A 25650-nucleotide genomic window follows, 5' to 3' on the forward strand; every position below is an offset into this window, starting at 1 on the left:
ACCCCGGGGTGCGACGGACCGGCGCGGCCGCGGCCCGAGCACCGGCCCGGGCTCTCAGCCGGCCGGCGGGGACTGCACCGCGCAGCTGCGGGTGTCGACCGGACGGGTCCGCTCCTGCGCATCGCGCAGCACGCCGTCGATCTCGTCGAGCGTGAGCGCATAGCCGGTCTCCGGGTCCGTGGCGGACTTCGCGAACACCATCCCCACGACCCGACCCTGGGAGTCGAGCATCGGTCCGCCGGAGTTTCCCGGCCGGATGATCCCGCGCATCGAGTAGACCTCGCGAACCACCGTGTCGTCGTTGTAGATGTCGAGGCCGCGCGCATCGAGCCGGTCGCGCACGCGGGTGGGTGAGATCGTGTACGGCCCGTTCTCGGGGAAGCCGACGACCACGGAGTCGGCGCCGACGGTGAGCGTGCTGCCGAACTCGAGCTCCGGCGCGGCGAGCTCCGGCACCCGCAGGACCGCGACGTCGAGCGCCGGATCGAACGCCACGACGTCCCCGGAGTACGGGTGTCCGGTGCCGCCCACCTGCACGCTCAGCGCCTGCGCACCGGCGACCACGTGGGCGTTGGTCGCGACGAGCCCGGAGGAGTACACCCAGCCGGTGCCCTCCTGGAGCGTGCCGCACTCGGTGACGGTGGTGACGATCTTGACCACGGAGTCGTCGACGTCTCGGCCGACGGCGACCATCGCCTCGTTCGGCTCCCCGACCCCCCGGATCTGCTCCGGCTGGCCCTGGAACACCTGCGGGAAGCCGGTGTCGGCGAGAGCGGTGCCGATCTCGCCGAGCGCCTCGGTCGAGGTGATGGGCGCATAGCGGTCGAGCGCGGCGATGATCGCGGACTCCGCAGCCCACCGGTTGGGGGTGAGGAGCGGGGTGGTGGCGATCCAGCCTGCCGCGAGCCACACGATGAGGGTGAAGGCGACGAGCCCGGAGGCGCCGCCGCCGAGCGCATCGACCCCGCGCCCCCAGCGGCTGGGGATCCGGTCGCGCAGGGAGGCGCCGACGAATCCGCCGACACCGGAGAGCACGACGCCGAGCACGAGCGGGAGCGCCACCGTCAGGCCGGGCTCCGCGGACGCGTCGAGCACGCCGGCCCCGGTGAGGAGGTCGGCCGCCCAGGGCCCGAGGAAGCGACCGGCGACGAGTCCGACGACGAACCCCGCCACCGCTCCGCCGCCGGCGAGGAAGCCCTGCTGCCAGCCGAGGAGCGCGGCGAGCAGGGCGAGGGCGAGCAGGGCGAGGTCGACCGGGGTCATCAGGCCCTGCCGGGCCGGTGGGAGCGGTGGTTGACCGCGCCCATGAGAGCACTGCGCTCCATGGTGAACTGCTCGAGCAGGTAGAGCTCGACCTTGCGCTCGGTCTCCCCGCCGACGCCGGCGAGCACCCGGGTGCGGGTGGCCGCGAGGTTGGCGGCGAGCCGGATCATCGTGCGCATGTGGTCGCGCGCGTTCGGGTACTGGCCGGCCCAGCGCTTGCCCGCCCGGCGGCCCTTCCAGGTGCCGAGCATGTCGACCTCGGAGTGGGTGAGCCAACCGGCGTTCGCGTAGTCGCCGAGCGACTGGCGGGTGTGGGTGGACTCGTTGTGGCGGAACACGAGGCCGAGCACGAACCAGCTGATCGCGATGAGGGCGGACAGCACGAACAGGATGCCGAGGGACACGAACACATGGATCGCGCCGGTCGCGACCAGCGCCGAGGTCAGGGTCGCGGTCCCGTTCCACACGGCGTGGAGCACCATGCCGGCGATGAGACCGGGCAGCCACATGATCGCGGTGAGCCACCAGGCGCCGCGGCGGGCTGCGAAGCCGATCGACACGCCGGCGCAGGCGACGAACGTGGAGTGGAGCAGCGGGCTCATGAGGCAGCGGACGATGAAGGTCTGCCACAGCCCCGCATCCGCGTTCTCGACGTAGGCGCTGCCGAGGTAGAGGATGTTCTCCGTGAAGGCGAACCCGGCGCCGATGAGGCTGCCGTAGACCCAGCCGTCGAGCGGCCCCTCGAAGTGTTTGCGGGCGGCCAGCACGATGACGACGAGCAGGACGCCCTTGGTGATCTCCTCGATCACCGGTGCCATGACGACCGCGCCGAATATGTCGCCCGAGGCGTCGAGGCCGACGATGGAGAGCGCGACGAGGCCGAACCAGCTGGCGATGAGGGTCATGATGACCGAGGCCACGGCGCCCCACAGCAGGCACACGAGCAGGAGGAGCTTGGGCTGGGGCTTCCAGCGGTCGAACCACAGCACCATGAGGATGATGAGGACGAGCGGGATCGCGGACAGCCCGATGACGAGCAGGCCGGCGCCGTCGAAGGAGAAGGCGCCGAAGATGAGGATGGCGAGCATACCGAGCAGGAGGATCGCGCCGACGATCGAGGCCGCCACGATGCGGGCGATGTTCGCCCCGGCGGTCGGGTCCTCCTGCGGGAGCCGACGGGCGGCCTGAGCAGCCCACGGGGCGTCGACCGGGGCCCCGGAGCGCTGCTGCACCTGGTGCCGGATCCGCATCTCCTGGGTGACCGTGGGTGAGAACCGCGGCTGGGCGTAGACGCGCTGGGCCGGCTGCTGCGCACCGTGCTGAGGGGCCGGCCGGTACGGACCGCCGGGCTGCTGGGCCTGCGGGTGCGGCGCGCCGTGGGGCACGGGGCCGGAGCCGTACTGCCCGGGCTGCCGGGGGCCGCCCGGGCGGCCGTGCGGAGGCATCCCCTGCGGCAGGGGACCCTGTGGTCCGCGGTGCTGGGGCGCAGCACCCTGCGGCGGCATGCCGGGGTGCGCCGGCGCTCCCTGCGGCCCGCTCGAGTGCCCGCCGGGGGCGGGGCGGGCGTGCTCGTCATGGGGATGGTGGCTCATACCTGCCTCGATCGTCTGCGGCGGCCGGGACGCGCCCGGTGTCTGTGCTCGGATCCAGCATAGGCACTGGCGCGGACGCGCGTGCACCGAACGCGGTGTCGGTTGTGCAACACCGCGGTGCGAGCTCGTCGCACGGGAGACCCGAGTGGGTGCTCGGCACCGTCCTCGGTCCAGCATCCGAGCGACGGGCGAGCGACCGGACGGACGAGGGGCCGGACACCGGTCGTCCGGTGTCCGGCCCCTCGGCGGCGTCGTCTGCCGCGAGTGCGCACGGTGTCAGACCGCGGGCTCGTCCTTGATGAGCTGGAGCGTCCGCGCGGTGTACTCGGAGAGCTCGGTGAGCAGCGTCTCGTCCTCGTGGAGCTTGCGCCCCAGTGAGGGGACCATGGCCTTGAGCTTCGGCTCCCAGCCCGTGTACTGCTGGGGGAAGCAGGTGGCGAGCAGGTTGAGCATGATCGGCGCGGCCGTCGAGGCTCCGGGCGAGGCGCCCAGCAGCGCTGCGATCGAGCCGTCGGCGGCGGAGATGAGCTCGGTGCCGAAGCCCAGCACGCCACCCTTCTTGCCTTCGCGCTTCATCACCTGCACGCGCTGGCCGGCGGTGATGAACTCCCAGGCGCCCGGGTCGACCTCGGGGGTGAACTCGGCGAGCATCTCGTAGCGATCCTTCTTCGAGGAGGCGAGCTCGCCGACGAGGTACTTCACCAGGTCGAAGTTGTCCTTCGCGACGTTGAGCATGACCGGCAGGTTGTTCCCGCGCACGGAGAACGGCAGGTCGGTGATGCGGCCCGACTTGAGGAACTTCGGGGAGAACCCGGCGTAGGGCCCGAACATGAGGTAGCGCTTGCCGTTGACCACGCGGGTGTCGAGGTGCGGCACCGACATCGGGGGTGCGCCGAAGGCGGCCTGGCCGTAGACCTTGGCGTGGTGGCGCTCGACGAGCTCGGGGCGGGAGGTGCGGAGGAACAGCCCGGAGACCGGGAAGCCGCCGTAGCCGCGGCCTTCCGCGATGCCGGACTTCTGCAGCAGGTGGAGGGCACCTCCGCCGCCGCCGATGAACACGAAGCGGGCGTTGACGTCGAACGCGTCGGCGGCTGTGGAATCCTTCACCGACACGCGCCAGCCGTCGGCGGTGCGGTTGAGGTCGGTGACGGCGTGCCCGGTGCGGATCTGCGTGCCCTTGGTGCCCATGTGGGTGAGGAGCTGCCGGGTGAGCGAACCGAAGTCGACGTCGGTGCCGGTCCGGAACCGGGACACGCCGTTGACCTGGCCGGGGCCGCGGTTCTCGAACATCAGCGGCAGCCAGTCCGCCTGCGTCGCCGGGTCGTCGGTGTACTCCATGTCCGCGAACAGCGGGTTGCGGACCATGGTCTCGTACCGCTTGCGGATGTAGTCGCGGCCCTTCTCCCCCCGGCCGTAGCTCATGTGGGGCACCTGGTTGATGAAGGTCGACGGGTCGGTGATGACGCCCTCGTCGATGAGGTAGGACCAGAACTGGCGCGAGACGTGGAACTGCTCGTTGATGTTGATGGCCTTGGTGATGTCGACGTCACCGTTGGCATCCGCCGGGGAGTAGTTGAGCTCGCACAGTGCGGCGTGCCCGGTGCCCGCGTTGTTCCACGGATCCGAGCTCTCGCGCGCGACGTAGTCGAGTCGCTCGTAGACGCGGATGTCCCATTCCGGCTGGAGCTCGGTGAGCATGGCGCCCAGGGTGGCGCTCATGATCCCGCCGCCGATGAGGACGACATCGACGCTTTCCTTGGTGTACGTCATAGTTACCTCGGCTCAGTTCGCACTCGGCGCACCCCTTGCCGGCACGCCCGATTCCATTCCCCGACTCTACTCCGCTCTCGCGGCCTGACCGAACTCGGGTCCGCCCTGCGCACAGGCCCCGGGGCCCGCCTTCCGGGGGCGTCCGGGCGTCCCCTCCGATGCGCGTTCGGCTGTGGAACATCGCCGGCACCGATGCGGTCGCCGAGCTGGGGACAGCTGCTCCCCGTCCACAGGCCGAGCGGGGTCCTGTCGCCGGGGCACCCGGTCGAGGTGCGATGGCGCCATGACCCGATACCCCGCTCCCGACCTGCCCACTCCCGCTGCTCGGCGCCCCGTGCGCGCGCTCGCCCCCTCCCCTCCGCGACGTCCCGCTCGGGCGATGCGGCGGGTCCATGCACTCGTGTCCGCCGCCCTCCTCGCCCTGCTCCTCACCACCGGGCCCGCTCTCTCCCCGGATCATCCCCCGGCTGCCAGCGCCGCCGGGCTCGGACCCACGACCGAGGCGGACTCCGCACGCGCACTCGGGTCCACCGCTCCCGAGGTCCTGGGACCGGGGCGCTGGCATCGCACCAAGGAGGGGCGCACCTGGTACGGGGCGTACCGCTCCCTCGAGGACGGCTTCGCCTACTGCGTCGACGCCGGGCGGGCCACCCCGCTCCCGCGCTTCTTCTCCGAGTCCACCGGCCGGGCCATCACGAGCCCGCGCACGGCCTGGGCGCTGCACACCCACTCCGGCTCGGAGCGGCGCGATGTGCAGTCGGTGCTCTCCGCACTCGCCAAGCTCGATGAGCAGGTGCCGCACCGGCACGTCATCGCTCCCGAGCTGCCTGCCGATCTGGGTCCCGGGTTCCGCGGGGCGGCCGCCGAATTCACCGCGATCTCCGAGGATGCCGAGCGATTCGCCGGCCCGTACACGCTCCACCTGGACATCGCGGAGTTCGCTCCGGGAGCGCACTCGACGACGGTGCGCATCCGGCTCGTGTCCGCGGCCGGGGAGCCCGTCCCCGGCATCCCCGTCGATCTCGAGGCGAGCGGAGGACTGCTCAGGGAGACATCCGTGACCACGGCTGCCGAGCCCGTCGAGGTGGCCCTCCGGGCGATCCCCCGGCTCGAGGCCTACGAGCACGCGCCGACGCAGGGAGCTGCCGGGCCCGGCGAGCGACCGGCCGATGACGATTCGACCGGCGAGCAGGCGAGCGCTCCCGGGGACGGAACGCTCACGGAGGTGAACGTGACCGCCCGGGCGCACGACGTGCCGCCGACCTCGGTCCGGTTCCACGAGGCGCAGGGCCAGGGGGCCACCCGGGTGCAGAACGTCATCGCCGCCGATGCCCCGGATGAGATCATCACCGAGCGATCCCGCACCGCCCGTTCCGAGCCCGCGCCGTCACCGGCACCGCCGACCCACCCGGCCCCGTCATCTCCGGCCCCGACGCCTTCAGCCCCGTCGTCCCCGACCCCTACGCCTTCAGCCCCGACGTCCCCGACCCCTACGCCTTCAGCCCCGACGTCCCCGGCCCCGACGCCTTCAGCCCCGGCGCCGGTGCCGGAGCCCGAGCCGACGCCCGAGCCGTCGGAGCCTGAGCCCGCACCCTCGGAGTCGACTCCCGCGGCTCCTGAGCCGGAGCCCGCACCCTCGGAGACATCTGCGCCGACAGCCACCGCACCGGAGCACGAACCTGCACCCTCTGCGGAACCCGACCACGAGCCGACACCGCCGGCGGAGCCGGGCGCGACCCCGAGCACGCCGGCACCGGGTGCGCCGGCACCCGGTGCTCCCGAGACCCGTTCGTCTGCTCCCGCGGAACCGGCCGGCGGACCGGCACCCGAGGCTCCTGCGGAGCCGGAGCCCGCTCAGGCCGACGAACTGCCGCGGACCGGACCGACCTCGGGCTCCCGGGCCCTCCTGGGGCTCTCCCTCGTTCTCATCGGCACCGGAGCCGGAGCGCTCGTCATCGGCGGCCGGGCCCGGCGGAAGTGACGCCGGACCGCTCGGACAGCAGTCCGTGCAATGGCGCAGCCGCCTCCCGGACACACCGGCGGCGCCCCGGCTGTTCGCCGGGGCGCCGCGGTTCGGAGCTCATCGCAGGAGCAGCACAGGGTGCGCCGTCGGCTCCCGCTCCAGCTCGGGCCTCTTCGTCAGCCGCCGGAGACGGCCGCCGCGAGGCGGTTGAGGGTGTCTTCGAGCTGCTGCTCGGACACGAGCGGCAGGCCGATCTTCTGCGCGGTCTGCGCGTCGACCTTGTCCCAGGAGTAGGTGTGCACCACCCGGGTGGCGTCTGCGCCCTCCGGCTCGAGCTCCCACACCCATTCCCAGCCGGGCGGCTCCGTGCCCGCGGGCGCGGTCTGCCAGGCGAGGAGCTTGCCGTCGTCGTAGCCGGTGACATGGTTGTCGGTCTGGTATTCCCCGCCCATGTGCTCACCGTCCATGTTCATCGTGAAGACCTGTCCGGTGCCGGTGATCCGGTCCGTCTTCGAGTCCGACACGATGAAACCGGAGCCGTCGAGCTCGTGGTGGCGTTCGGGGTTGGACAGCACCTCGAAGATGTCCTTGGCGGGTGCGTCGATGGTGCGCGACACGGTGATGCTGGTCTGATCCGTCATCATGACCTCTCTTTCCTCGTCGTTCGCTGTCCTTCGACGCTATCGGTCCTGCCTGCCGGCGGCAAAGCTCTGGGCGTAATTCACATACCAGTCCAAGATTTCGGGGTCGGCGGCGGTGCCGCGGTTGATCGTGTCCGGGGAGGCGCCCTGGAAGATCTTTTTGATCGGCACTTCCATGAGCTTGCCCGTCCGGGTGGTCGGCACGGCCGGCGCGGCGATGATCTCGTCGGGCACGTAGCGCGGGGACACGTCGGTCCGGATCCGCTGCACGATCCTCTCCCGCAGCGCGTCGTCGACCTCGACGCCGGGTTTCGGCACGACGAACAGCGGCATGTAGTAGTCGCCGCCGGACAGCTCCGCGCCGATCACCATCGAGGACTGCACGCCCTCGACGCCGTCGACGGCCTGGCAGATGTCAGCGGAGCCCATGCGGATGCCGCCGCGGTTGATCGTCGAGTCCGAGCGCCCGTGGATGACGTACTGCCCACCGGGGCGCTTCGTCACCCAGTCCCCGTGGCGCCACACGCCGGGGTAGGCGTCGAAGTACGCGGACTCGTAGCGGCTGCCGTCCGGATCGTTCCAGAACTTCACCGGCATCGACGGCATCGGCTTCGTCACCACGAACTCCCCGACCTCGTCGACCACCGGGCGGCCCTGCTCGTCGAAGGAGTCCGCGGCGACCGCGAGGTAGGCGCCCTGGAGCTCGCCGCGCACGATCGGGTCGTAGGGGTTGGACCCGATGAAGCCCGTGGCGATGTCGGTGCCGCCGGAATCGGAGCCGCAGTGGATGTCGGGACTCACGTGCGCGTACACCCATTCCCAGGTGGAGTCCGGCAGCGGGGACCCGGTCGAGAGGATCGAGCGGAGTGCGGACAGGTTGTAGCGGGCCGCCGGGGACACCCCCGACTTCTCGATCATCGTGAGGATCGCCGCCCCGGTGCCGAAGTTCGTCACCTTCTCCTGCTCGATGATCTCGAACTGCTTGTCGGCGACCCCGGCGACGGGCGAGCCGTCGTAGGTGACGATCGTCGCGCCGACGAGCATGCTGTTGACGAGGAGGTTCCACACCACCCACGTCGTGGCGACGGCCGAATAGTGCCGGCCGCCCTCGAGCGCCTCCTGCTGGAGGGTGTTGGCCTTGAGGGCCTCGAGGGTGACGCCGCCGTGTCCGTGGACGATCCCCTTGGGCTTCCCCGTGGTGCCCGAGGAGTAGAGGACCCACAGCGGGTGGGAGAACTCGACGGGCTCGAACACCGGCTCCTGGGAGACGGCGACGATCTGCGAGTAGAGGGTCGTCGACTCCCGCGCCGCGGCGGTCTGCTCGGCGCGCTCCCCGGCCCCCGGGAACTGGTCGACGAGCACGTGCTCGCGCACCGTGGAGAGGGCTGCGAGCAGGTCTCCGACGGTGCCGGTGGGGTCCTGTTCGCGCCCGTTGAACAGGTAGCCGTCCACGGTGAGCAGGACGGACGGCTCGATCTGGGCGAAGCGGTCGGCGATGCCCTTGACCCCGAAGTCCGGGCTCACCACCGACCACACCGCACCGACAGCGGCACAGGCCAGCAGCGCCTCGACCGCCTCCGGGATGTTCGGGAGCACCGCGCACACGGTGTCGCCCGGCTCCACCCCGTGCTCCCGGAGCCAGGCCGCGAGCGCTCCCACCCGTCCGCGGAGTTCGCGCCAGGTGATCGAATCGCGGCGCTCGTCCTCGTGCAGGCCGACGATCGCCTCGGCGTCCGGGCGGGTGTCGGCGTGGCGCAGGATGTTCTCCGCGTAGTTGCAGGTCGCACCCTCGAACCAGCGCACCCGCGGCATGGTGTCGCCGGTGAGGACGGGTCCGTCACCGCGGTCGCCGACGACGTCGAAGTACGTCCACATGGTCTCCCAGAAGTCCTCGATGTTCTCCACCGACCAGTCGAGGAGCTCCTGGTACCCGGAGGTGGACACCCCGTGCTCGCGGTCGAGCCAGCGCTGGTAGTCGGCGAGCGCGCTCGATTCGACGCGGTCGCGCGGAGGGGTCCAGAGAACGGTGCGTTCGGGGGTGCGTTCGGTCATGCGGGTCCTTCACATCGGTGGGAAGTCAGCTGTCGACCCCACCAGTTCTACCAGCACCGGCGCCGCCTGCGCCGATCCGCTCGCCCTGCGGCACCCGCGACCCGGGCACCACCGCCCGCTGCCCGGCCACCACCGCAGATCCCACCCCTCTGCGCCCACGGCCAGGCGCCGCCACCCACGGCCGGCCACCGCCTACGGCGCTTCAGCACCCGTCCCCCGCCGTGTGCGCCTCAGCCGCCGGTGAGCCGGGCCCACACGGTGACGTCGAAGCCGCGGTGCGCGGCGATCCCGGCCATGTGGCGCACCGCGTTGTCGAGCTTGCCGCGCCAGGCGTCGACCGCGGCAGCCGCATCGCCGACCTCGAGGGCGCGGAGGATCCGGCGGTCGTCGAACAGGATGCGGTCGGTGGCCGGGGTGTAGTCGAGGAGGAGCACGGAGATGTACATCCGCAGGCGCCGGGTGAGGGATTCGAAGGTCCGCGCCGTCTGCGTCAGGCCCGAGGCACGCGCGAGCTCCTGCTGGAAACGCAGGTCCGCGTCGTCGACGTCGGTGCCGCGCCGCAGCGCCGCAATGGCCTCGACCCGCCGCAGCGCCTGCCGGACGGGCACGAGGTGCCGGCGCGGGCGGGCTGCGAGCCCGCGCAGCAGCACGGAGCCGAGCACGAGTCGGGCGGCGTAGAGATCGATGACGTCGTCGGCGGTGACGGCCGGAATCCGCACGCCGCCGCGCGAGCCGTCGAGGAGCTCCTCGTCGATCATCCGACGCACCGCGGCCTCGACCGCCGCCTGCGGCAGACCGAGGCGGGAGGCGAGGGTGCGCGGGCGGATCCGGTCGCCGGACCGGTAGCCGGAATCGATGATCTCCTGCCGCAGCGCGATCGCGAGCTGTTCGGTGAGCGAGAGGTTCGCTCGCGGCAGCCAGTGCGAGTCCGGCACCCACGACCCGGGATCCCGCCCGCGACCCGGATCAGGTCCAGTTGAATCAGAATTCTTGGATTCACTATGCAGGAGACCGGAAGAACTCAAGTCGTTCCACTCGAGTCCCTCGAGTCCGCGATTGACCGTCGCCGCCAGCGCGTTGAGGAGGGACCCGGGCACCGCCTCGACCTGTCGCAGCACTGCACCGACCTCTGCGACGAACCCGTCGAGGTCAGTGCTCGCCACGCTCTCCGACCGGGCCGGCACGATTCCGCGGGGGTCGTACGCAATGATCCGGTCGACCGCCTCGGCGTCGAGCACCGACTGCACCGCCGGCGGCACGACCGGCGGCGCGGCGGTCCCGAACTGCTGCGCCCATCGACCCAGACCGGAGCTCCGCAGCGCGGCCACGAGGCCCGCACCGCGGCGGCGGAAGGCACGCTCGGAGCGGGTCCGGGCAGCGGGCCCGGACTCCCCGGGGTCCGGGAGTGCGGCGAACCCGAGCACGAGCACCGGGTAGGCGGCGGCGACGGCGACCAGGCGCAGCCGCGGCGCCAGCGGCGGGGAGGCGAGCTGGGCCATCGCGCGGGCGACGACGCTCTGGCTCAGCCCGGTGGCGGCGGCGACCGCACGGGTCGAGTAGTCGGCGGTGTCGACGCGGGCACCGGCGGTCGCGAGGACCGCGGACACCACCGCGGTCGCGGTGTCCTGGATGCGCGGCCGGCCGGTGCGCGGCCGGTCGCCGAGCCCTTCGCCGGCGGCCGCCCGCGCCGTCCACCGGCGCACCGTCGAGGCGGACACGCCGAGCGACGCCGCGACCTCCCCGGCCGGGCGCCCGGCAGCCACCTCCCGGCACGCCTCCGCCCGCACCTCGACCGGGACCCGTCTGCCGCCCATCCCCGCCCCCCGTCCGGTGCTGTCCCGCCTGCTCCAACGATATTTTCTGACTCATTGTACGTGCGGATGCTCACACCGGACCCTGGTCGTCCGGACAGCCGCCGCGCACACTGGGAGCACGGACGAAGGCCCGCGCTCGACGACGAGCGGACACCCGGGCCGGGCGGTCGGCGCACGGCCCGCCTGCCGGTCCGGGCGGAGCCCAGCACAGCCGCCGGGCCGGACCAGCAGCACGATTCGAGACGGAGGACATCATGCTCAGCACCCCAGGGACCATGCCAGCACTCACCGACGCCGGACTGGCGCCCCTCACCGACTCCGCAGTGGCGCGGGTGCGCCGCTGGCTGCGGATCTCCGCCGGCACCCCCGCGGCCAAGGACGCCGCCGCGGACCGGCTCGCCGCAGTCCTCTCCGATCCCAATGGCCTCGACTTCACCGTCGGCTTCGTCGACCGGGTCGTCGGCACCGATGACGTCCACGCCGCCGCGGACGCGCTCGTCGACGTCGCCCGCCTGACCCCGGACACCATGTCCGCGCTCGACCGCGCACAGGTCAAGGCCGGTGCCGCGCTCGCCCCGGTGCTGCCGCAGGTCGTCGTGCCCGCCGCCCGCGCGCGGCTGCGCTCGATGGTCGGCCACATGGTCGTCGACTCCCGCGACAAGCAGTTCGGGAAGGCCGTCGCGGAGCTCACCGCCGACGGGCACCGGCTCAACATCAACCTGCTCGGGGAGGCCGTGCTCGGCGAGGAGGAGGCGGACAAGCACCTCGCCGAGACCCGCCGCCTGCTCCAGCGGTCCGATGTCGACTACGTGTCCGTCAAGGTCTCCTCGGTCGCCTCGCAGGTGTCGATGTGGGCGTTCGACGAGACCGTCGACTACGTCGTCGAGCGGCTCCTGCCGCTCTACCGCGAGGCCGCCGCCTCCCCGGCCGGCAGCAGATTCATCAATCTCGACATGGAGGAGTACAAGGACCTCGAGCTCACGCTCGCCGTGTTCATGCGCATCCTCGACGACCCGGAGCTCGCGCACCTCGAGGCCGGGATCGTGCTCCAGGCCTACCTGCCCGACGCGCTCGGCGCGATGCAGCGGCTGAGCGAGTACGCGAGCGCCCGGGTGGCCGCAGGCGGGGCCGGGATCAAGGTGCGCCTGGTCAAGGGCGCCAACCTCGCGATGGAGCGCGTGCACGCCGAGGTCGCCGGCTGGGAGCTCACCATCTGTCCGTCCAAGCAGGCCACCGACGCGAACTACAAGCGCGTCCTCCACTGGCTGTTCACGCCCGAGCGGATGGCCGGGGTGCGGATCGGCGTCGCCGGCCACAACCTCTTCGACATCGCCTTCGCCCACGAGCTCTCGCTCGCCCGCGGGGTCACCGACCGGGTCGAGTTCGAGATGCTCCAGGGCATGGCCGCGGAGCAGGCCGCCGCGGTGAGCGCCGATGTCGGCGATCTCCTCCTCTACGTCCCGGCGGTGCACCCGCAGGAGTTCGACGTCGCGATCTCCTACCTCGTCCGCCGGCTCGAGGAGAACTCGGCGAACGAGAACTTCATGTCCGGGATCTTCGAGCTCCGCAACGGCAACGCCGTGTTCCGGCGCGAGGAGGACCGCTTCCGCGCCTCGGTCGACGACCTCGCCGCCGTCCTCGAGGCCGAGGGCGAGACCGCTCCCCTGCCCACCCGCCGCCAGGACCGCGGTGCCGAGGCGGAGCAGGGTGCGGCGTACACCTCGGGCGCGGAGCTCGGCGGGTTCGCCAACGAGCCCGACACCGACCCCTCGCTGCCGGCGAACCAGCGCTGGGCACGGGCGCTCCTCGAGCAGTCGTCCGCACCGGGCTGGCTCGACACCCGCCCCGCCCCGGAATCCCTGGACTCCGTCGAGGAGGTCGACGACCGCGTCGCCTCCGGCCGCGAGGCCGCACTCGCCTGGCGCGAGCTCGGTGCCCGCGCCCGCGGGGAGATCCTGCTCCGCGCCGCGGACGTGTTCGCCGCCCGTCGCGGGGAGTTCCTCGCGACGATGGCCGCCGAGGCCGGGAAGACGCTCGACCAGTCCGATCCGGAGATCTCCGAGGCGATCGACTTCATCCGCTACTACGCGGACCGCGCCCTCGAGCTCGAGGCGGTGGAGGGCGCCGAGTTCACCCCGGACGCGCTCGTCCTCATCACCCCGCCGTGGAACTTCCCCGTCGCGATCCCCACCGGGTCGACGGTCGCCGCGCTCGCCGTCGGCGCCGCGGTCATCCACAAGCCCTCGAGCCCCACCCCGCACTGCTCGGCGCTGCTCGTCGAGTGTCTGTGGGAGGCCGGCGTCCCGCGCGAGGTGCTCCAGCTCGTCGCCCCGACCGAGGGCGAGGTCGGCAAGGCGCTCGTCGCGCACCCCGGCGTCGACCGGGTCATCCTCACCGGCGCCTCGGAGACCGCGGCCCTGTTCCGGGGCTTCAACCCGGAGCTCGACATCAATGCGGAGACCTCGGGCAAGAACGCGCTCATCGTCACCCCGGCGGCGGACCGCGACCTCGCGATGGCCGACCTCGTCCACTCCGCGTTCGGCCACGCCGGGCAGAAGTGCTCGGCGGCCTCGCTGGCGATCATGGTCGACTCGACCTACGACTCCGAGCGCTACCGCCGCCAGCTCGTCGATGCGGCGTCCTCGCTCATCGTCGACGTGCCCGCGAACCTCCGGGCGACCATGGGCCCGCTCACCGAGGAGCCCTCGGACAAGCTGCTCCGCGCGCTCACCACCCTGGAGCCCGGGGAGAGCTGGGTGCTCGAGCCGCGCCGGCTCGACGACTCCGGCCGCCTGTGGTCGCCGGGCATCAAGGACGGCGTGAAGCCGGGCTCGTTCTTCCACCTCACCGAGTGCTTCGGACCGGTGCTCGGCCTCATGCATGCGGACACGCTGGCCGAGGCGATGGAGCTGCAGAACCAGGTCGACTTCGGCCTCACCGCCGGCATCCACTCGCTCGACGCCGCCGAGGTCGCGACCTGGCTCGACACCGTGCAGGCCGGAAACGTCTACGTCAACCGCGGCATCACCGGCGCGATCGTCCAGCGTCAGCCGTTCGGCGGCTGGAAGAAGTCCTCGGTGGGCCTGGGGTCCAAGGCCGGCGGCCCGAACTACCTCATGCTGTTCGGGGACTGGTCGGACGGCTCGGTGCGCGACGAGGCCTGGCTCGACGCCGCCCGCGCGAGCGATCGGCGGGCGTGGGAGCAGGAGTTCGGCCGCGCCTCCGATCCCACCGGTCTCACCGCCGAGGCGAACATCTTCCGCTACCTGCCGCGCGCCGTCACCGTGCGCGTCACCGCCGCCGCACTGGCTCTCGAGGTCACCCGCACCGCGCACGCCGCGCAGCTCGCCCAGGCCCCCATCACCTGGTCGGTGTCCCCCGACGCCGCCGCCGAGGTGCGCGCCGCGGTCGAGGCCGCCGCCCGGGGTGCCGGGCAGCCGGCAGGGTCTGACGGGCCGGCGGGCGCCTCGGGCACGGCCGGGTCCACCGGTGCGGTTTCCACCAGCGTGGGTGGCGTCGCCATCGAGTCGGCGGCCGACTTCGCCGCGCGCGTGGAATCCGGCGCCTACGACGACGGGGTGGGCGCACGGGTGCGGATGATCGGCGCGGTCGAGCCCGAACTCACCGGCGCGATCGCGCAGCGCCCGGAGGTCGCGGTCGTCGACGATGCCGTGACCGGCTCCGGCCGCGTCGAGCTCCGCTACTTCGTGCAGGAGCAGGCCGTGTCGATGACGCTCCACCGGTTCGGCAACCCGAGCCGCAGCTTCCACGCGCTCGCGGAGTCGCTCTGCCCCGACCGCCGCGCCGGCTGATCGCGCGTCCGTTCGGGAGTGTGGGGCTTCCGGTGGAGTGTGGTGGCGCTGATGCCACCACACTCCACCGGAAGCCCCACAGTCGTGTCCACGGATGCCGTGCACTCGGGCTCGTGCCCCGGGGTGCGCCGGCGGTCTTCCGCGGGGGTGGGCGTTCGCAGTAGCGTGGACGCATGAGTGAGTACGCACCGGCGATCGCCACGGTCCAGATCGACAACGAGTTCACCCGCGTCACCGAGTGGCGGTTCCCCCCGGGCACGGAGACCGGCATGCACGTCCACGAGATGGACTACGTGGTCGTGCCGACCGTCGCCGGCACGCTGACGGTGGTCACGCCGGAGGAGACCTTCGCCAATGAGATCGTCCCCGGCGCCTCGTACACCCGGTCGGTGGGCAGCGAGCACAATGTCATCAACGAGACGGATGCCGAGTGCGCCTTCGTCGAGGTCGAGTTCAAGCAGCGCCGCGGCTGATCGACCGCTCGCGCATCACTGGTACGACACGAACCAGGGGCGCGGTTCGACCTCGTAGGTCTGCTCGGGGGTGAAGGTCGGGGTGTCCTCGTCGTAGAAGTTCTTCCACGCCATGAAGATGCCCTCCGGCAGCCCCTCCTGGAGCGCGTTCCACGTGCCCATCTTGAGGTCCGGGGTGCCGTTGCCGTCGGCGTGGAGGACGATCGCGAGCTCGGGGTGCGAGGTGTCGATGTCCTGCCGGTCGGAGATCATCCCGAGCGAGAACTGGTGGAGGATGAACACCTTCTGCGGCAGTGAGTTCTCCGCGGTGAGCTCGGCGAGCCATTCGGCGGTCTCGTTGACCTCGGCCGCGGTCACCGAGCCGATCTGCTCCATGTGGCGCTGCCCGGGCTCGAGCCGCCATTCGGGGTCGAGCGCGAGCCCGACGTGGGGTTCCTTGAGCAGATCCTCGTACTCCTTGGCCTGGGTGAGGAAGTCGGTGGTGCCGGGCTGCAGGTCGAGGACGACGTACACGCCCGCCTCGCCGGCGGCGTCGACCCATTCGCGGATGAGCTCCGGGTCGAGCTCGGTGGAGTAGTTGCCGTCGGGCCCGGGGACCGCCGAGGCGACTGTCGTGATGATCTCGAACGCCGGCACCACCTGGACGTCGGAGTGCGGCTCGTAGTCCTCGGCCAGCCCCTTGACCCGCTCGATCGTCTCCTCGAGGTCCTGCTCGCCGAGGATCCCGAGCGAGGCGACGCCGGGGGAGCCGTAGGCGGCGATCATGCGCCGGCCCGGGAAGGCGAGCTGGCCGCCGCCGGGGAGCTCGGGGGCGGTCGCCGCGGTGGCGGCCTTCGCGGTGAAGTCGTCAGCCTCGCCGAAGGTCTCGCCGAGGGCGAGCAGACCGCTGGCCGGGTCATCGCCCGCGGCGTCCTTCGTGGCGGCCACGGTGTCGCCGTCGAGGCGCGGGTCGCCGCCGGGCACCTCGGCCACGGATCCGCCGGCGGCCTCGATGTTCGCGCGCGCGGCGACCTCGGCCGGGGACTCCGCCTCCGGGTCGACGAAGAGCGAGGCGCCGGCCGGCTGCTCGTCGACGGCCACCTCGGGAACGGCGCCGGTGTCGTCGGCCTGCACCTCGACGACCTCGAACCCGTCGCCGAGCGCGGCGAGGTCGGTACCTGCCGGGGTGATGAGGGTATCGGCGCCGAGGCGCTCGAGCTCGTCGGCGACGGCCTGCTCGGTGCCCAGCAGGAGCGGCAGCCGGGCCTCCGATGCCACCGGGGCGGCGGCTTCGGCGGCATCTGCGGGCGCGACGACGGCGACGTCGGCGGATTCGAAGAGGAGGGAGCTGAGCTCGACGGCGGTCTGCGCGGCGTCGTCGCCCTGCAGCACAGCGGTGGCGGGCGGCGTGTCGACGAACTGCACGGACTTCTCCGAGTCGGTCGAGCACGCGCCCAGGGTGACGACGAGGACTGCCGCCGCGCCCGCCGCGACGGACCTGCTGATCCAGCCGGACCGACCACTCATCTGCACCGCCACTGCGCACCGCACCCTTCTTCGAAACAAGATTCCTTGGCGCCAGTCTACGACCGCCGGGCAGGGCCGGGATCCCAACGACGCCGGACGCGGCGACGGCACCGGGGCCGGATTGGTGTGATGTTCAACTCGCGTTGCGACGCCGGCCATCCGTTCCTGAGCGTCGCCTGAGTACAGTGCTGACATTCCCGCTTCCGAACGAAGGTTCTCCATGCGTATTCTCAGACTCTCGAGCAGGACGGGAGCGGTGAGCGTCCTCGCCGCGACCGCCGCCCTCTCCCTCGCCGCACTCCCCGGCCTCACCCCGGTCCTCGCCGCCGCCCCGACCGAGATCTCGGAGATCGCCTACGCCGGCGGCGACGACACCGATTTCATCGAGATCAAGGGCGCGCCGGGCACCGACCTGGGCGGCTTCGTCGTCGGCTCGGTGAGCCGCGGCGGCTCCCCGCAGACCGCCGGCCACTGGACCACCCTGCCCGCGGGCACCGCGGTGGACGACTCCGGCACCGCAGTCGTGCGGCTGCCGATCACCAACTCGGTGAACTCCGGCGCCGCGGCGGACGGCAGCTACGGCTCCTCGGTCTTCCTCATCGACCCGGCCGGCACGCTCGTCGACTTCGATCAGATCGGCGGCGTGGTCGGCGGCCGCGGTGTCACCGCCGGGACCGGTGCCGCGGTGCCCGAGGCGCTGCGCGGCGAGACCGCCACGCCCACCGGGGCGACCGCTCCGCGCGGCAGGTCGATCTTCTGGGACGGCACCACCTGGACCGCCGGCGACCCCACCCCGGGCGCGCTCCCCGACGCCACGCCGACACCGGACCCCACGGATCCGACCCCGGATCCCACCGACCCCGCCGACATCACCGCGATCGCCGACATCCAGGGCACCGGTGCGGCGAGCCCGCTCGACGGGCAGACGGTGACCACCCGCGGCGTCGTCACCGCCGTCTACCCGACCGGCGGCCTGAACGGGTACTACATCCAGACCGAGGGCACCGGCGGGGACGAGCATGCACTCGACGGCGCCTCGCACGGGATCTTCGTCTACTCCCGAGACACTGCCGGCCAGGTGCAGACCGGCGACTTCGTCGAGCTCACCGGCCGGGTCTCCGAGTACTACGAGCAGACCCAGCTCACCGTCGCCGCCGGCGGCTTCCGGCCGGTCGCCGAGGCGGCCGCGGCACCCAAGCCCTACGCCGGGGAGTTCCCCGACGGGGACGAGGCGCGCGAGTCTCTCGAGGGCATGCTCCTGCAGCCGTCCGGTCCCGTCACGGTGACCGACAACTACGGCACGAACCGCTACGGCGAGGTCGGTCTGGTCAACGGCACCGACACCCTCCGCCAGCCCACCGACGTCCACCGGCCCGGCACGCCCGAGGCCCAGGAGCTCGCCGCCGCGAACGCCGAGCGCGGCTATGTGCTCGACGACGGCGCGACGGTCGACTACACCCGCGGCGCGACGGAGACCCCGGTCCCCTACCTGGGCGGCGACGTCCCGGTCCGTGTCGGCGCACCGGCGGCGTTCACCTCGCCGATGGTGCTCGGCTACGGCTTCGATGCCTGGCGGATGCAGCCGCTCACCCACCTCACCGGTGAGAATGCGGAGAGCACCCTGCCGGTGACGGTGGAGAACACCCGCGAGGACGCCCCCCGGGAGGTCGGCGGGGACGTCACCGTCGCGAGCTTCAACGTCCTCAACTACTTCGTCTCGCTCGGCGAGGACGAGTCGGGCTGCCGGTACTACGCCGATCGCGAGGGCAACCCGACGACGGCGAACAACTGCGATGTGCGCGGCGCCTACGACCGGGCGAGCTTCGACCGGCAGTGGCCCAAGATCGTGTCGGCGATCAACACGCTCGACACCTCGGTGGTCTCGCTCGAGGAGATCGAGAACTCCGCGCGCTTCGGCAAGGACAGCGACGCCGCGCTCCAGGACCTCGTGACCCGGCTCAACGAGGCCGCGGGCACGGAGAAGTGGGCATACGCCGAATCGCCGGCGCAGCTGCCGGAGAACGGCGAGGACGCGATCCGCACCGCGTTCATCTACCAGCCCGCCGAGGTCGCGCCCGTGGGCGATTCCGTGCTCCTCGACGACACGGCGTTCGACAATGCGCGCGCCCCGCTCGCGCAGGCCTTCGCACCGGTCACCGACGGCCCGGACACGGACGATGCTGCCGGCGCCCGCGCGCAGCAGGCCGCGGCAGACGACGACGCGACCTTCGTGACGATCGCCAACCACTTCAAGTCGAAGGGCTCCGGCTCGGGGCCCGGCAACGCGGATTCCGGTGACGGGCAGGGCGCCTCGAACGCGGACCGGGTCGCACAGGCGCGAGCGCTCGTGACCTTCGCCGACGAGCAGGAGGCCGCGCACGGCACCGAGCGCACGTTCCTGCTCGGGGACTTCAACGCCTACACCGAAGAGGACCCCATGCAGGTGTTCTACGAGGCCGGGTACCGGAACATCGGCAAGGAGATGACCGAGGAGTCGACATACTTGTTCGGCGGCCTCACCGGCAGCCTCGACCACGTGCTGGCCACCGAGCCGCTGTTCGCGGCCGCGACCGGTGCGGACATCTGGAACATCAACTCCGTCGAGTCGATCGGCCTCGAGTACAGCCGCTACAACGCGAACATCACCGACCTGTACGAGACCGGCCCGTTCCGCTCATCCGACCACGACCCACTGATCGTGGGGGTGGACCTGGTGGAGGACGACGAGGCACCCGGTGAGGACCCGAGCGAGGACCCGACCGACGGTCCGAGCGACGACCCGACCGAGGGGCCCGGCGGCGATGACCCGTCCGCGGAGCCGACCCCCTCGGACACTCCCGGCGGCGACCCGGCTCCGAGCGATGAGCCCGGCGACCGGCCGACCGACGACGGCCGGGGTGATGACGGAACCGACGGCGGCGATGACGGCCGCGGCGACCGGGGTCAGGACGATGACGGCCAGGGCGGCGACGACCGGGACGACGACACCGCCGGCTCCGGCGAGCGCGGCTCCGACCGCGACGGCGGCAGCCTGCCGCGCACCGGCTCCGAGCTCGGCGGGCTCGCGATCGGCGCTGCGCTCCTCGCGATCGGCGGCCTCACCCTGCTGATCTCCCGCCGCCGCAGGGGCTGATCCCCGGGCGGCCGGCCTGAGGCTGCGGCTCGCGCCTCGACGTGCGGGCTGCAGCCGGGGTCGAGGGCAGTCGTCCATGAGAGCGGCCCGGCGGGATCCGGTGCACCGGATCCCGCCGGGCCGCTGCGCGCAGGCCGGGGGCCACCGCGTGTATGCCGGAGGTCGTGCACGCAGGTGTGCTGCGCTGAAGCATGAGCATCGATCCTGCAGCGCAGGCCGGCAGCGTCCACCGGCCGGCGCGGCCGGGAAGCGGAAAGCAGAACAGGCCCTCACCGACTGGTGAGGGCCTGTTCCGTGCTGTGCGCCACGAGGGATTCGAACCCCCAACCTTCTGATCCGTAGTCAGATGCTCTATCCGTTGAGCTAGTGGCGCCCGTCGCTCGGCGCAGTGCCGTGACGACCGAAACAACTATACACATCTTCCCGCGGAACCGAAAATCGCTGGGCACCTCTCACTGCGAGCGGCTCGGCGCGGGCCACCCCGGAGCACCACGGGCCGCCCGAGGCCATCAGAGCATCAGGGCATCAGCACTCTGCTCGACTCGTTCCCCCGCCACTCCAGTGCGGTCACGCCGGCTCCCCGGTCACTCCAGTGCGGTTCCAGGGCCGAATCCGCACTGGAGTGCACCTGGAGCTGCCGCGTAAAGGTTCCGGCAACCCCGCTCCCCGGTCACCTCAAGCCCCCGGTTCCCCTGCCAGTCCAGCACGGTCGCCGCTTTCCCCTGCCATTCCAGTGCGGTCGCCCCGTTCCCCCGCCACTCCAGTGCGGTCACGCCGGCTCCCCGGTCACTCCAGTGCGGTTCCAGGGCCGAATCCGCACTGGAGTGCACCTGGAGCTGCCGCGTAAAGGTTCCGGCAACCCCGCTCCCCGGTCACCTCAAGCCCCCGGTTCCTCAGGCCCCCAGCACGCCCCGGGCCAGTGCACCCGCGAGGCACCGGAGAGCACCCCGCGCGGGGCCAGCGAGCATCGTCCTGACATAAACCGCCACTGTATTGGCACAATCCGTCACCGGCATGACCGAGAAACACCATTCGTGATCTCTTTGTGACCCAATCCACAGGCTGGAAACCCTCTACCCGTCAGTCATATTCTGCGCCCGTTCCTAATGTGGAGATCATCCACTTGCGGATGCACAGCACCCGGATCCGGTCGCCGCACACCCCTGGCGGCAGGAGACCCCGACAGATCAGGAGACATCCATGACCGTCCTCGACCGTGGCTCAGTCGAAGACCAGCTCAAGGCTGCACCGACGTCCAATGAGAAGGTCCTGTCCTTCGTCCGCTCCGTCGCCGAACTCGCGACGCCCGACCGCATCGAGTGGGTGACCGGCGACCGCGCACAGCGCCAGGAGATCGCCAACGCGCTCGTCGCCGCGGGCACGCTGATCAAGCTCGACAAGCAGAAGGACTCCTACTACGCCGCCTCCGACCCGGACGATGTCGCCCGCGTCGAGGACCGGACGTACATCTGCACCCACGGGGAATCCGGCGCCGGTCCCCTCAACAACTGGATGGACCCGCAGGAGATGAAGGGGATCCTGAACGATCTCTTCACCGGCTCGATGAAGGGTCGGACGATGTACGTCATCCCCTTCGTCATGGGCCACGTCGACGCCAAGCAGCCGATGTTCGGCATCGAGGTCACCGACTCCCCCTACGTTGTGCTCTCCATGCTCGTCATGGCCCGCTGCGGGACCACCGCACTCAAGGCGATCGAGAAGCTCGATGCCGACTTCGTCGAGTGCGTCCACTCCGTCGGCGCCCCGCTCGCCGAGGGCGAGGACGATGTGCCGTGGCCGTGCAACACCACGAAGTACATCACCCACTTCCCGGAGGACCGCGCCATCTGGTCGTTCGGCTCCGGCTACGGCGGCAACGCCCTGCTCGGCAAGAAGTGCTACGCGCTGCGCATCGCCTCCGCGATCGCCCACGACGAGGGCTGGCTCGCCGAGCACATGCTCATCATCAAGCTCACCAACCCGGAGGGCGAGTCGAAGTTCATCGCCGCCGCGTTCCCGAGCGCCTGCGGCAAGACCAACCTCGCGATGATCGAGCCGACGATCCCCGGCTGGAAGGCCGAGACCCTCGGTGACGACATCGCCTGGATGCGCTTCGGCGAGGACGGCCGACTCTACGCCGTCAACCCGGAGTTCGGCCTGTTCGGCGTCGCACCGGGCACCGGCTACTCGACGAACCCGACCGCGATGCGCGCCATCGAGGCCGGCGGCAACGTGTTCACCAACGTCGCCCTGACCGATGACGGCGACGTGTGGTGGGAGGGCATGACCGACGAGGCACCCGCCCACCTCACCGACTGGCGCGGCAACGACTGGACCCCCGAGTCCGACACCCCGGCCGCCCACCCGAACTCGCGCTTCTGCACCCCGATCGAGAACGTTCCGACGCTCGCGCCCGAGTGGGAGAATCCGGACGGCGTGCCGATCTCCGCGATCCTGTTCGGCGGCCGCCGCAAGACGACGATGCCGCTCATCACCCAGACCACCGACTGGAACCACGGCGTGTTCATGGGCACTGTGCTCTCCTCGGAGACCACCGCTGCCGCCACCGGCAAGGTCGGCGTCGTCCGCCGCGACCCGATGGCGATGCGCCCGTTCATCGGCTACAACGTCGGCGACTACTTCCAGCACTGGCTCAACATCGGCGCCACCGAGGGCGCGCAGCTGCCGGAGATCTTCTACGTCAACTGGTTCCGCCGGGACGAGGACAACTCGTTCCTGTGGCCCGGTTTCTCCGAGAACTCACGCGTCCTCAAGTGGATCTTCGAGCGCGTCTCCGGCACCGCCGAGGCCGTCGAGACCCCGCTCGGCTACGCGCCGGCCGAGGGTGCCCTCGACATCGACGGGCTCGACATCACGCCCGAGCAGGTGCAGAAGGCCCTCGCGATCAAGCCCGAGGAGTGGGACACCGAGCTCGAGTCGATCGAAGCCTGGTACGCGGAGCTCGGCGATGCCGTCCCCGCGGCCCTCCGGTCCGAGGTCGACGAACTCCGCGAGCGCCTCGGCCTCGCCTGATCCGCATGGGTGCGGCACGGCGCCGCCCCGGCGTGAGTCCTGCAGACCGAAGCGGGTGCTGTCCTTGAGCCAGGACAGCACCCGCTTCTTCTGCGTCTCCGGGAGCGAGTCGGTGCTACCCGGCCCCCGGCTCCGCCTCGGCCGCGATCACTGCGAGCACGCGCTCGACGATCGCGCCGGCGCGCTCACCGGTCATGAAGTCGGATTCGACGACCCGGGCGACCGCGATCCCGTCGCAGACCGCGAGCACGGTCTCGGCGGCCTCCGCCGGCGCCGGATGTCCGGGGTGCGCGAGACCGACGAGACGCGCGAACGCTGCGCGCAGCTGCGCCCATCCCGCGCAATGGATCTCCGCAAGAGCAGGTGACACCCGGGCGAGCCCGACGAAGTCGAGCCAGACACCGGCCATCGCCCGATCCTCGTCCCGTTCGATCGCGAGCATTCCGGCGAGCTCCCGGAGCACGTCGCACGCCGAGGCGCCCTCGGCGACGAGCTCGCCGACGCCGGCGGTCACGTTCGCGGAAATCAGCTCCATCGCCGCCTCGAGCATCTCGTCCTTCGTCCGGAAGTGATGCTGCACCGCGCCGACCGACACGCCTGCGCGCTGTGCGACCGCGCGCACGCTCGCGCGCTCGATCCCGGAGTCGGCGATCACCGCGATGATCGCCTCGACGATCCGCGCTCTGCTCTCGGTCGTCATCGTCCTCGCCTCCTCCCGTCGCCGTGCCGTCGGCCCCGGCCGAACTGCGGGGCGGCGTCCGTCGGCACACCGGTGCGGACACCTGGACGACACCGACAATACAAGTGTATTGCACAATGGGCAATACACTTGTATTGTCAGTCCCATGACGCACTCCCCTCACCCCGACATCCCCTCATCACTCCCCTCTTCGCCCGCCGGCGGGCACCGTCCCGAATCCCCCTCCCCTGCCGGGACGGGAGCCGCCGGCGGCGCGACCGGTCGCCGGACGACGGCGGCGCGGATCGGCGGTCTCGACATCGCCCGCGGCATCGCCGTGCTCGGCACCCTCGGCACGAACATCTGGCTCTTCTCCCATCCGGCGGGCATGCTCGGGTCGCTCCTCGATCCCTTCGCCGGACTCAGGCCCGGCGCGGAGACGCTCGCCTACCAGCTCCTCAGCACGCTCACCAACGGCAAGTTCCTCGCGCTGCTCATGATGATGTTCGGCATCGGCGTCACCCTCCAGTACGCCGCCTGGCAGCGCCGGGCCGCGCGGGCCGAGGACCGGCCGGGAGAGGGAGTGCGCCGCCGCGGATGGCTGCGCACCTACGCCCCGCGCGCTGCGCTGCTGTTCGTCGACGGCCTCGTCAACTTCCTCCTCGTCGCCGAGTTCGACATCCTCATGGGGTACGCCTTCACCGGCTTCGTCGTCGCCGCGATCATCGCGACGAGCCCGCGCACGGCCCGGATCTGGGCCTGGATCGCAGGCGCCGTCCACACTGCTCTCATCCTGCTCCTCAGCGCCTCCCTCCTGCTGTTCCCCGAGGCCGCCGGCATCGCCGACGGCAGGCCGGCGGACAGCGCCGCCGCCTGGCCGCTGTGGAACGGGATCAACCCCTACCGCGAAGCGGGCTTCTTCGAGCTCGCGCTCTTCCGCCTCGACTACGCGGTGATGTTCCGGGCGGAGCCGCTCCTTACCTTCGCGATGGGCGTGTGCCTCTTCATCGTCGGAGCACGGCTGTACGACGCCGGGATCTTCGACTCGGCCGGTGCCCGCCGACGGCGCCGCGGGATGCTGCTCGGAGCCGCGGCCGTCCCCGCGGACGTCGCGCTCGGAGTCATCGGCAGCCCGGCCGCGGTCCTCGCCCAGCGCTATCTCACCGCCACCCTCGTGGCGGTCGGGCTGCTCGCTCTCATCGCGCACCTCACCGCACCGCGCGACGGCGCCGCAGTCGAGCGCCCGCGCACCGGGATCCCGGGAGCCGGCCTGTTCGCGGCGGTCGGACGCATGTCCTTGACGTGCTATGTGGGCCAGAACCTCGTCGCCGGCGCACTGTTCTACGGCTGGGGGCTCGACATCGCCGGCCGCTTCCCGGACCACCGGCTGCTCCTCAGCGTGGGCGGGTTCGCCGTCGTCCTCGCCATCATGGTGGCATTCATCCTCACCTGGCAACGGTGGGTCACCGGTCCGGCCCGGCGCGGGCCGCTCGAGTGGCTCAGCCACGCGGCGCTCGAGCGGCTGCGCTGACTCACGGCCGAGGCGAGTGCGAAGGGTTCAGATGTCGTCGGCGGCGACGGGGCCACCCTCGTTCTCCCAGCGCTTGAGCGACCGGGCCTTCGATGCGTTGTGTTTGAGGCGCACGCCCACTCCTCGCTTCTCGTCCTCGGGGATGAAGACGGCGCCGTAGTGCTCGAGCGCGCGCTGCAGGCGCTCGGTGGACGCAGCATCGATGCTGTGGTGGCCGTACTCGAAGCCGTGGATCTGCCCCGGTTCGAGCCCGGCTGTCTGCGCGATGTTCTCCAGGGACACCTCGACCAGCGCTCGCGCAGCTCGAGCCTGGTCCGGCGTGATCTGCGAATTGTGCGTATCCATGACTCCAGCATGACAGAGGCACCCCGATCTGCACCCGGCAATC

Annotated in this window: 15 protein-coding genes and 1 tRNA gene; 6 read left to right on the top strand and 10 right to left on the bottom strand. The window is 71.5% G+C overall.

Annotated elements, in window-relative coordinates:
* Positions 1 to 54: 54 nt before the first annotated feature.
* The 3 genes from ABD883_RS04710 to ABD883_RS04720 form a co-directional block, all read right to left on the bottom strand.
* On the bottom strand, positions 55 to 1263 hold the full coding sequence (locus tag ABD883_RS04710) for a MarP family serine protease (RefSeq protein ID WP_345030272.1): 1209 nt from the start codon (positions 1261 to 1263) through the stop codon (positions 55 to 57).
* Positions 1263 to 2855, bottom strand: a complete 1593-nt coding sequence (locus ABD883_RS04715; protein WP_345030274.1) for a PrsW family glutamic-type intramembrane protease — start codon at positions 2853 to 2855, stop codon at positions 1263 to 1265. Before ABD883_RS04715 ends, ABD883_RS04710 begins: the two co-directional genes overlap by 1 nt.
* A 276-nt stretch (positions 2856 to 3131) precedes the next feature.
* Positions 3132 to 4625, bottom strand: a complete 1494-nt coding sequence (locus ABD883_RS04720) for a malate:quinone oxidoreductase (protein WP_345030277.1) — start codon at positions 4623 to 4625, stop codon at positions 3132 to 3134.
* Between the two features lie 283 nt (positions 4626 to 4908).
* Between ABD883_RS04720 and ABD883_RS04725 the strand changes: the two genes are divergently transcribed.
* Entirely contained in the window at positions 4909 to 6606 is a 1698-nt protein-coding gene (locus tag ABD883_RS04725) for an Ig-like domain-containing protein (RefSeq protein ID WP_345030280.1), read from the top strand.
* 158 nt (positions 6607 to 6764) lie between these two features.
* On the opposite strand, the gene ABD883_RS04730 is transcribed toward ABD883_RS04725, so the two are convergent.
* The 3 genes from ABD883_RS04730 to ABD883_RS04740 all read right to left on the bottom strand — a co-directional run bounded on the left by ABD883_RS04730 (position 6765) and on the right by ABD883_RS04740 (position 11095).
* The gene (locus ABD883_RS04730; protein ID WP_137318155.1) at positions 6765 to 7229 is read right to left on the bottom strand and encodes an SRPBCC family protein; all 465 of its coding nucleotides are present in this window, start codon (positions 7227 to 7229) and stop codon (positions 6765 to 6767) included.
* A 39-nt stretch (positions 7230 to 7268) separates the two neighbouring features.
* Positions 7269 to 9281 (bottom strand): acetoacetate--CoA ligase, encoded by a 2013-nt coding sequence (locus ABD883_RS04735; protein WP_345030284.1) that lies wholly within the window; start codon positions 9279 to 9281, stop codon positions 7269 to 7271.
* A 230-nt stretch (positions 9282 to 9511) separates the two neighbouring features.
* On the bottom strand, positions 9512 to 11095 hold the full coding sequence (locus tag ABD883_RS04740; RefSeq protein ID WP_345030286.1) for an FCD domain-containing protein: 1584 nt from the start codon (positions 11093 to 11095) through the stop codon (positions 9512 to 9514).
* A gap of 254 nt (positions 11096 to 11349) precedes the next feature.
* Between ABD883_RS04740 and ABD883_RS04745 the strand changes: the two genes are divergently transcribed.
* Together ABD883_RS04745 and ABD883_RS04750 are read left to right on the top strand one after the other, a co-directional pair.
* Positions 11350 to 14907 carry a bifunctional proline dehydrogenase/L-glutamate gamma-semialdehyde dehydrogenase gene (locus ABD883_RS04745; protein WP_345030288.1) on the top strand — a complete coding sequence of 1186 codons (3558 nt, stop codon included), beginning with the start codon at positions 11350 to 11352 and terminating at the stop codon, positions 14905 to 14907.
* A 173-nt stretch (positions 14908 to 15080) separates the two neighbouring features.
* Positions 15081 to 15380, top strand: a complete 300-nt coding sequence (locus ABD883_RS04750; RefSeq protein WP_101652542.1) for a cupin domain-containing protein — start codon at positions 15081 to 15083, stop codon at positions 15378 to 15380.
* Positions 15381 to 15395: 15 nt separating this feature from the next.
* On the opposite strand, the gene ABD883_RS04755 is transcribed toward ABD883_RS04750, so the two are convergent.
* Positions 15396 to 16886: a hypothetical protein gene (locus tag ABD883_RS04755; RefSeq protein WP_345030291.1), complete on the bottom strand. Its 1491-nt coding sequence runs from the start codon at positions 16884 to 16886 to the stop codon at positions 15396 to 15398.
* 220 nt (positions 16887 to 17106) lie between these two features.
* Here ABD883_RS04755 and ABD883_RS04760 point away from each other — a divergent pair, with 220 nt between their 5' ends.
* Positions 17107 to 20019, top strand: coding sequence for an ExeM/NucH family extracellular endonuclease (locus ABD883_RS04760; RefSeq protein WP_345030293.1), 2913 nt, complete (start codon positions 17107 to 17109; stop codon positions 20017 to 20019).
* A gap of 300 nt (positions 20020 to 20319) precedes the next feature.
* On the opposite strand, the gene ABD883_RS04765 is transcribed toward ABD883_RS04760, so the two are convergent.
* Positions 20320 to 20392: transfer RNA gene (locus ABD883_RS04765), tRNA-Arg, on the bottom strand.
* A gap of 827 nt (positions 20393 to 21219) precedes the next feature.
* On the opposite strand from ABD883_RS04765, the gene ABD883_RS04770 reads away from it, so the two are divergent.
* Positions 21220 to 23052, top strand: a complete 1833-nt coding sequence (locus tag ABD883_RS04770; protein ID WP_295688913.1) for a phosphoenolpyruvate carboxykinase (GTP) — start codon at positions 21220 to 21222, stop codon at positions 23050 to 23052.
* Between the two features lie 115 nt (positions 23053 to 23167).
* Here ABD883_RS04770 and ABD883_RS04775 read toward each other — a convergent pair whose 3' ends face one another.
* Positions 23168 to 23752: a TetR/AcrR family transcriptional regulator gene (locus ABD883_RS04775; protein WP_295690567.1), complete on the bottom strand. Its 585-nt coding sequence runs from the start codon at positions 23750 to 23752 to the stop codon at positions 23168 to 23170.
* 145 nt (positions 23753 to 23897) lie between these two features.
* Between ABD883_RS04775 and ABD883_RS04780 the strand changes: the two genes are divergently transcribed.
* The gene (locus tag ABD883_RS04780; protein WP_345030296.1) at positions 23898 to 25262 is read left to right on the top strand and encodes a DUF418 domain-containing protein; all 1365 of its coding nucleotides are present in this window, start codon (positions 23898 to 23900) and stop codon (positions 25260 to 25262) included.
* Positions 25263 to 25289: 27 nt separating this feature from the next.
* Here ABD883_RS04780 and ABD883_RS04785 read toward each other — a convergent pair whose 3' ends face one another.
* Entirely contained in the window at positions 25290 to 25607 is a 318-nt protein-coding gene (locus ABD883_RS04785) for an XRE family transcriptional regulator (protein WP_137318164.1), read from the bottom strand.
* Positions 25608 to 25650 lie beyond the last annotated feature (43 nt).

Origin of the sequence: Brevibacterium pityocampae (assembly GCF_039541555.1) — a bacterium.
GTDB lineage: Bacteria > Actinomycetota > Actinomycetes > Actinomycetales > Brevibacteriaceae > Brevibacterium > Brevibacterium pityocampae.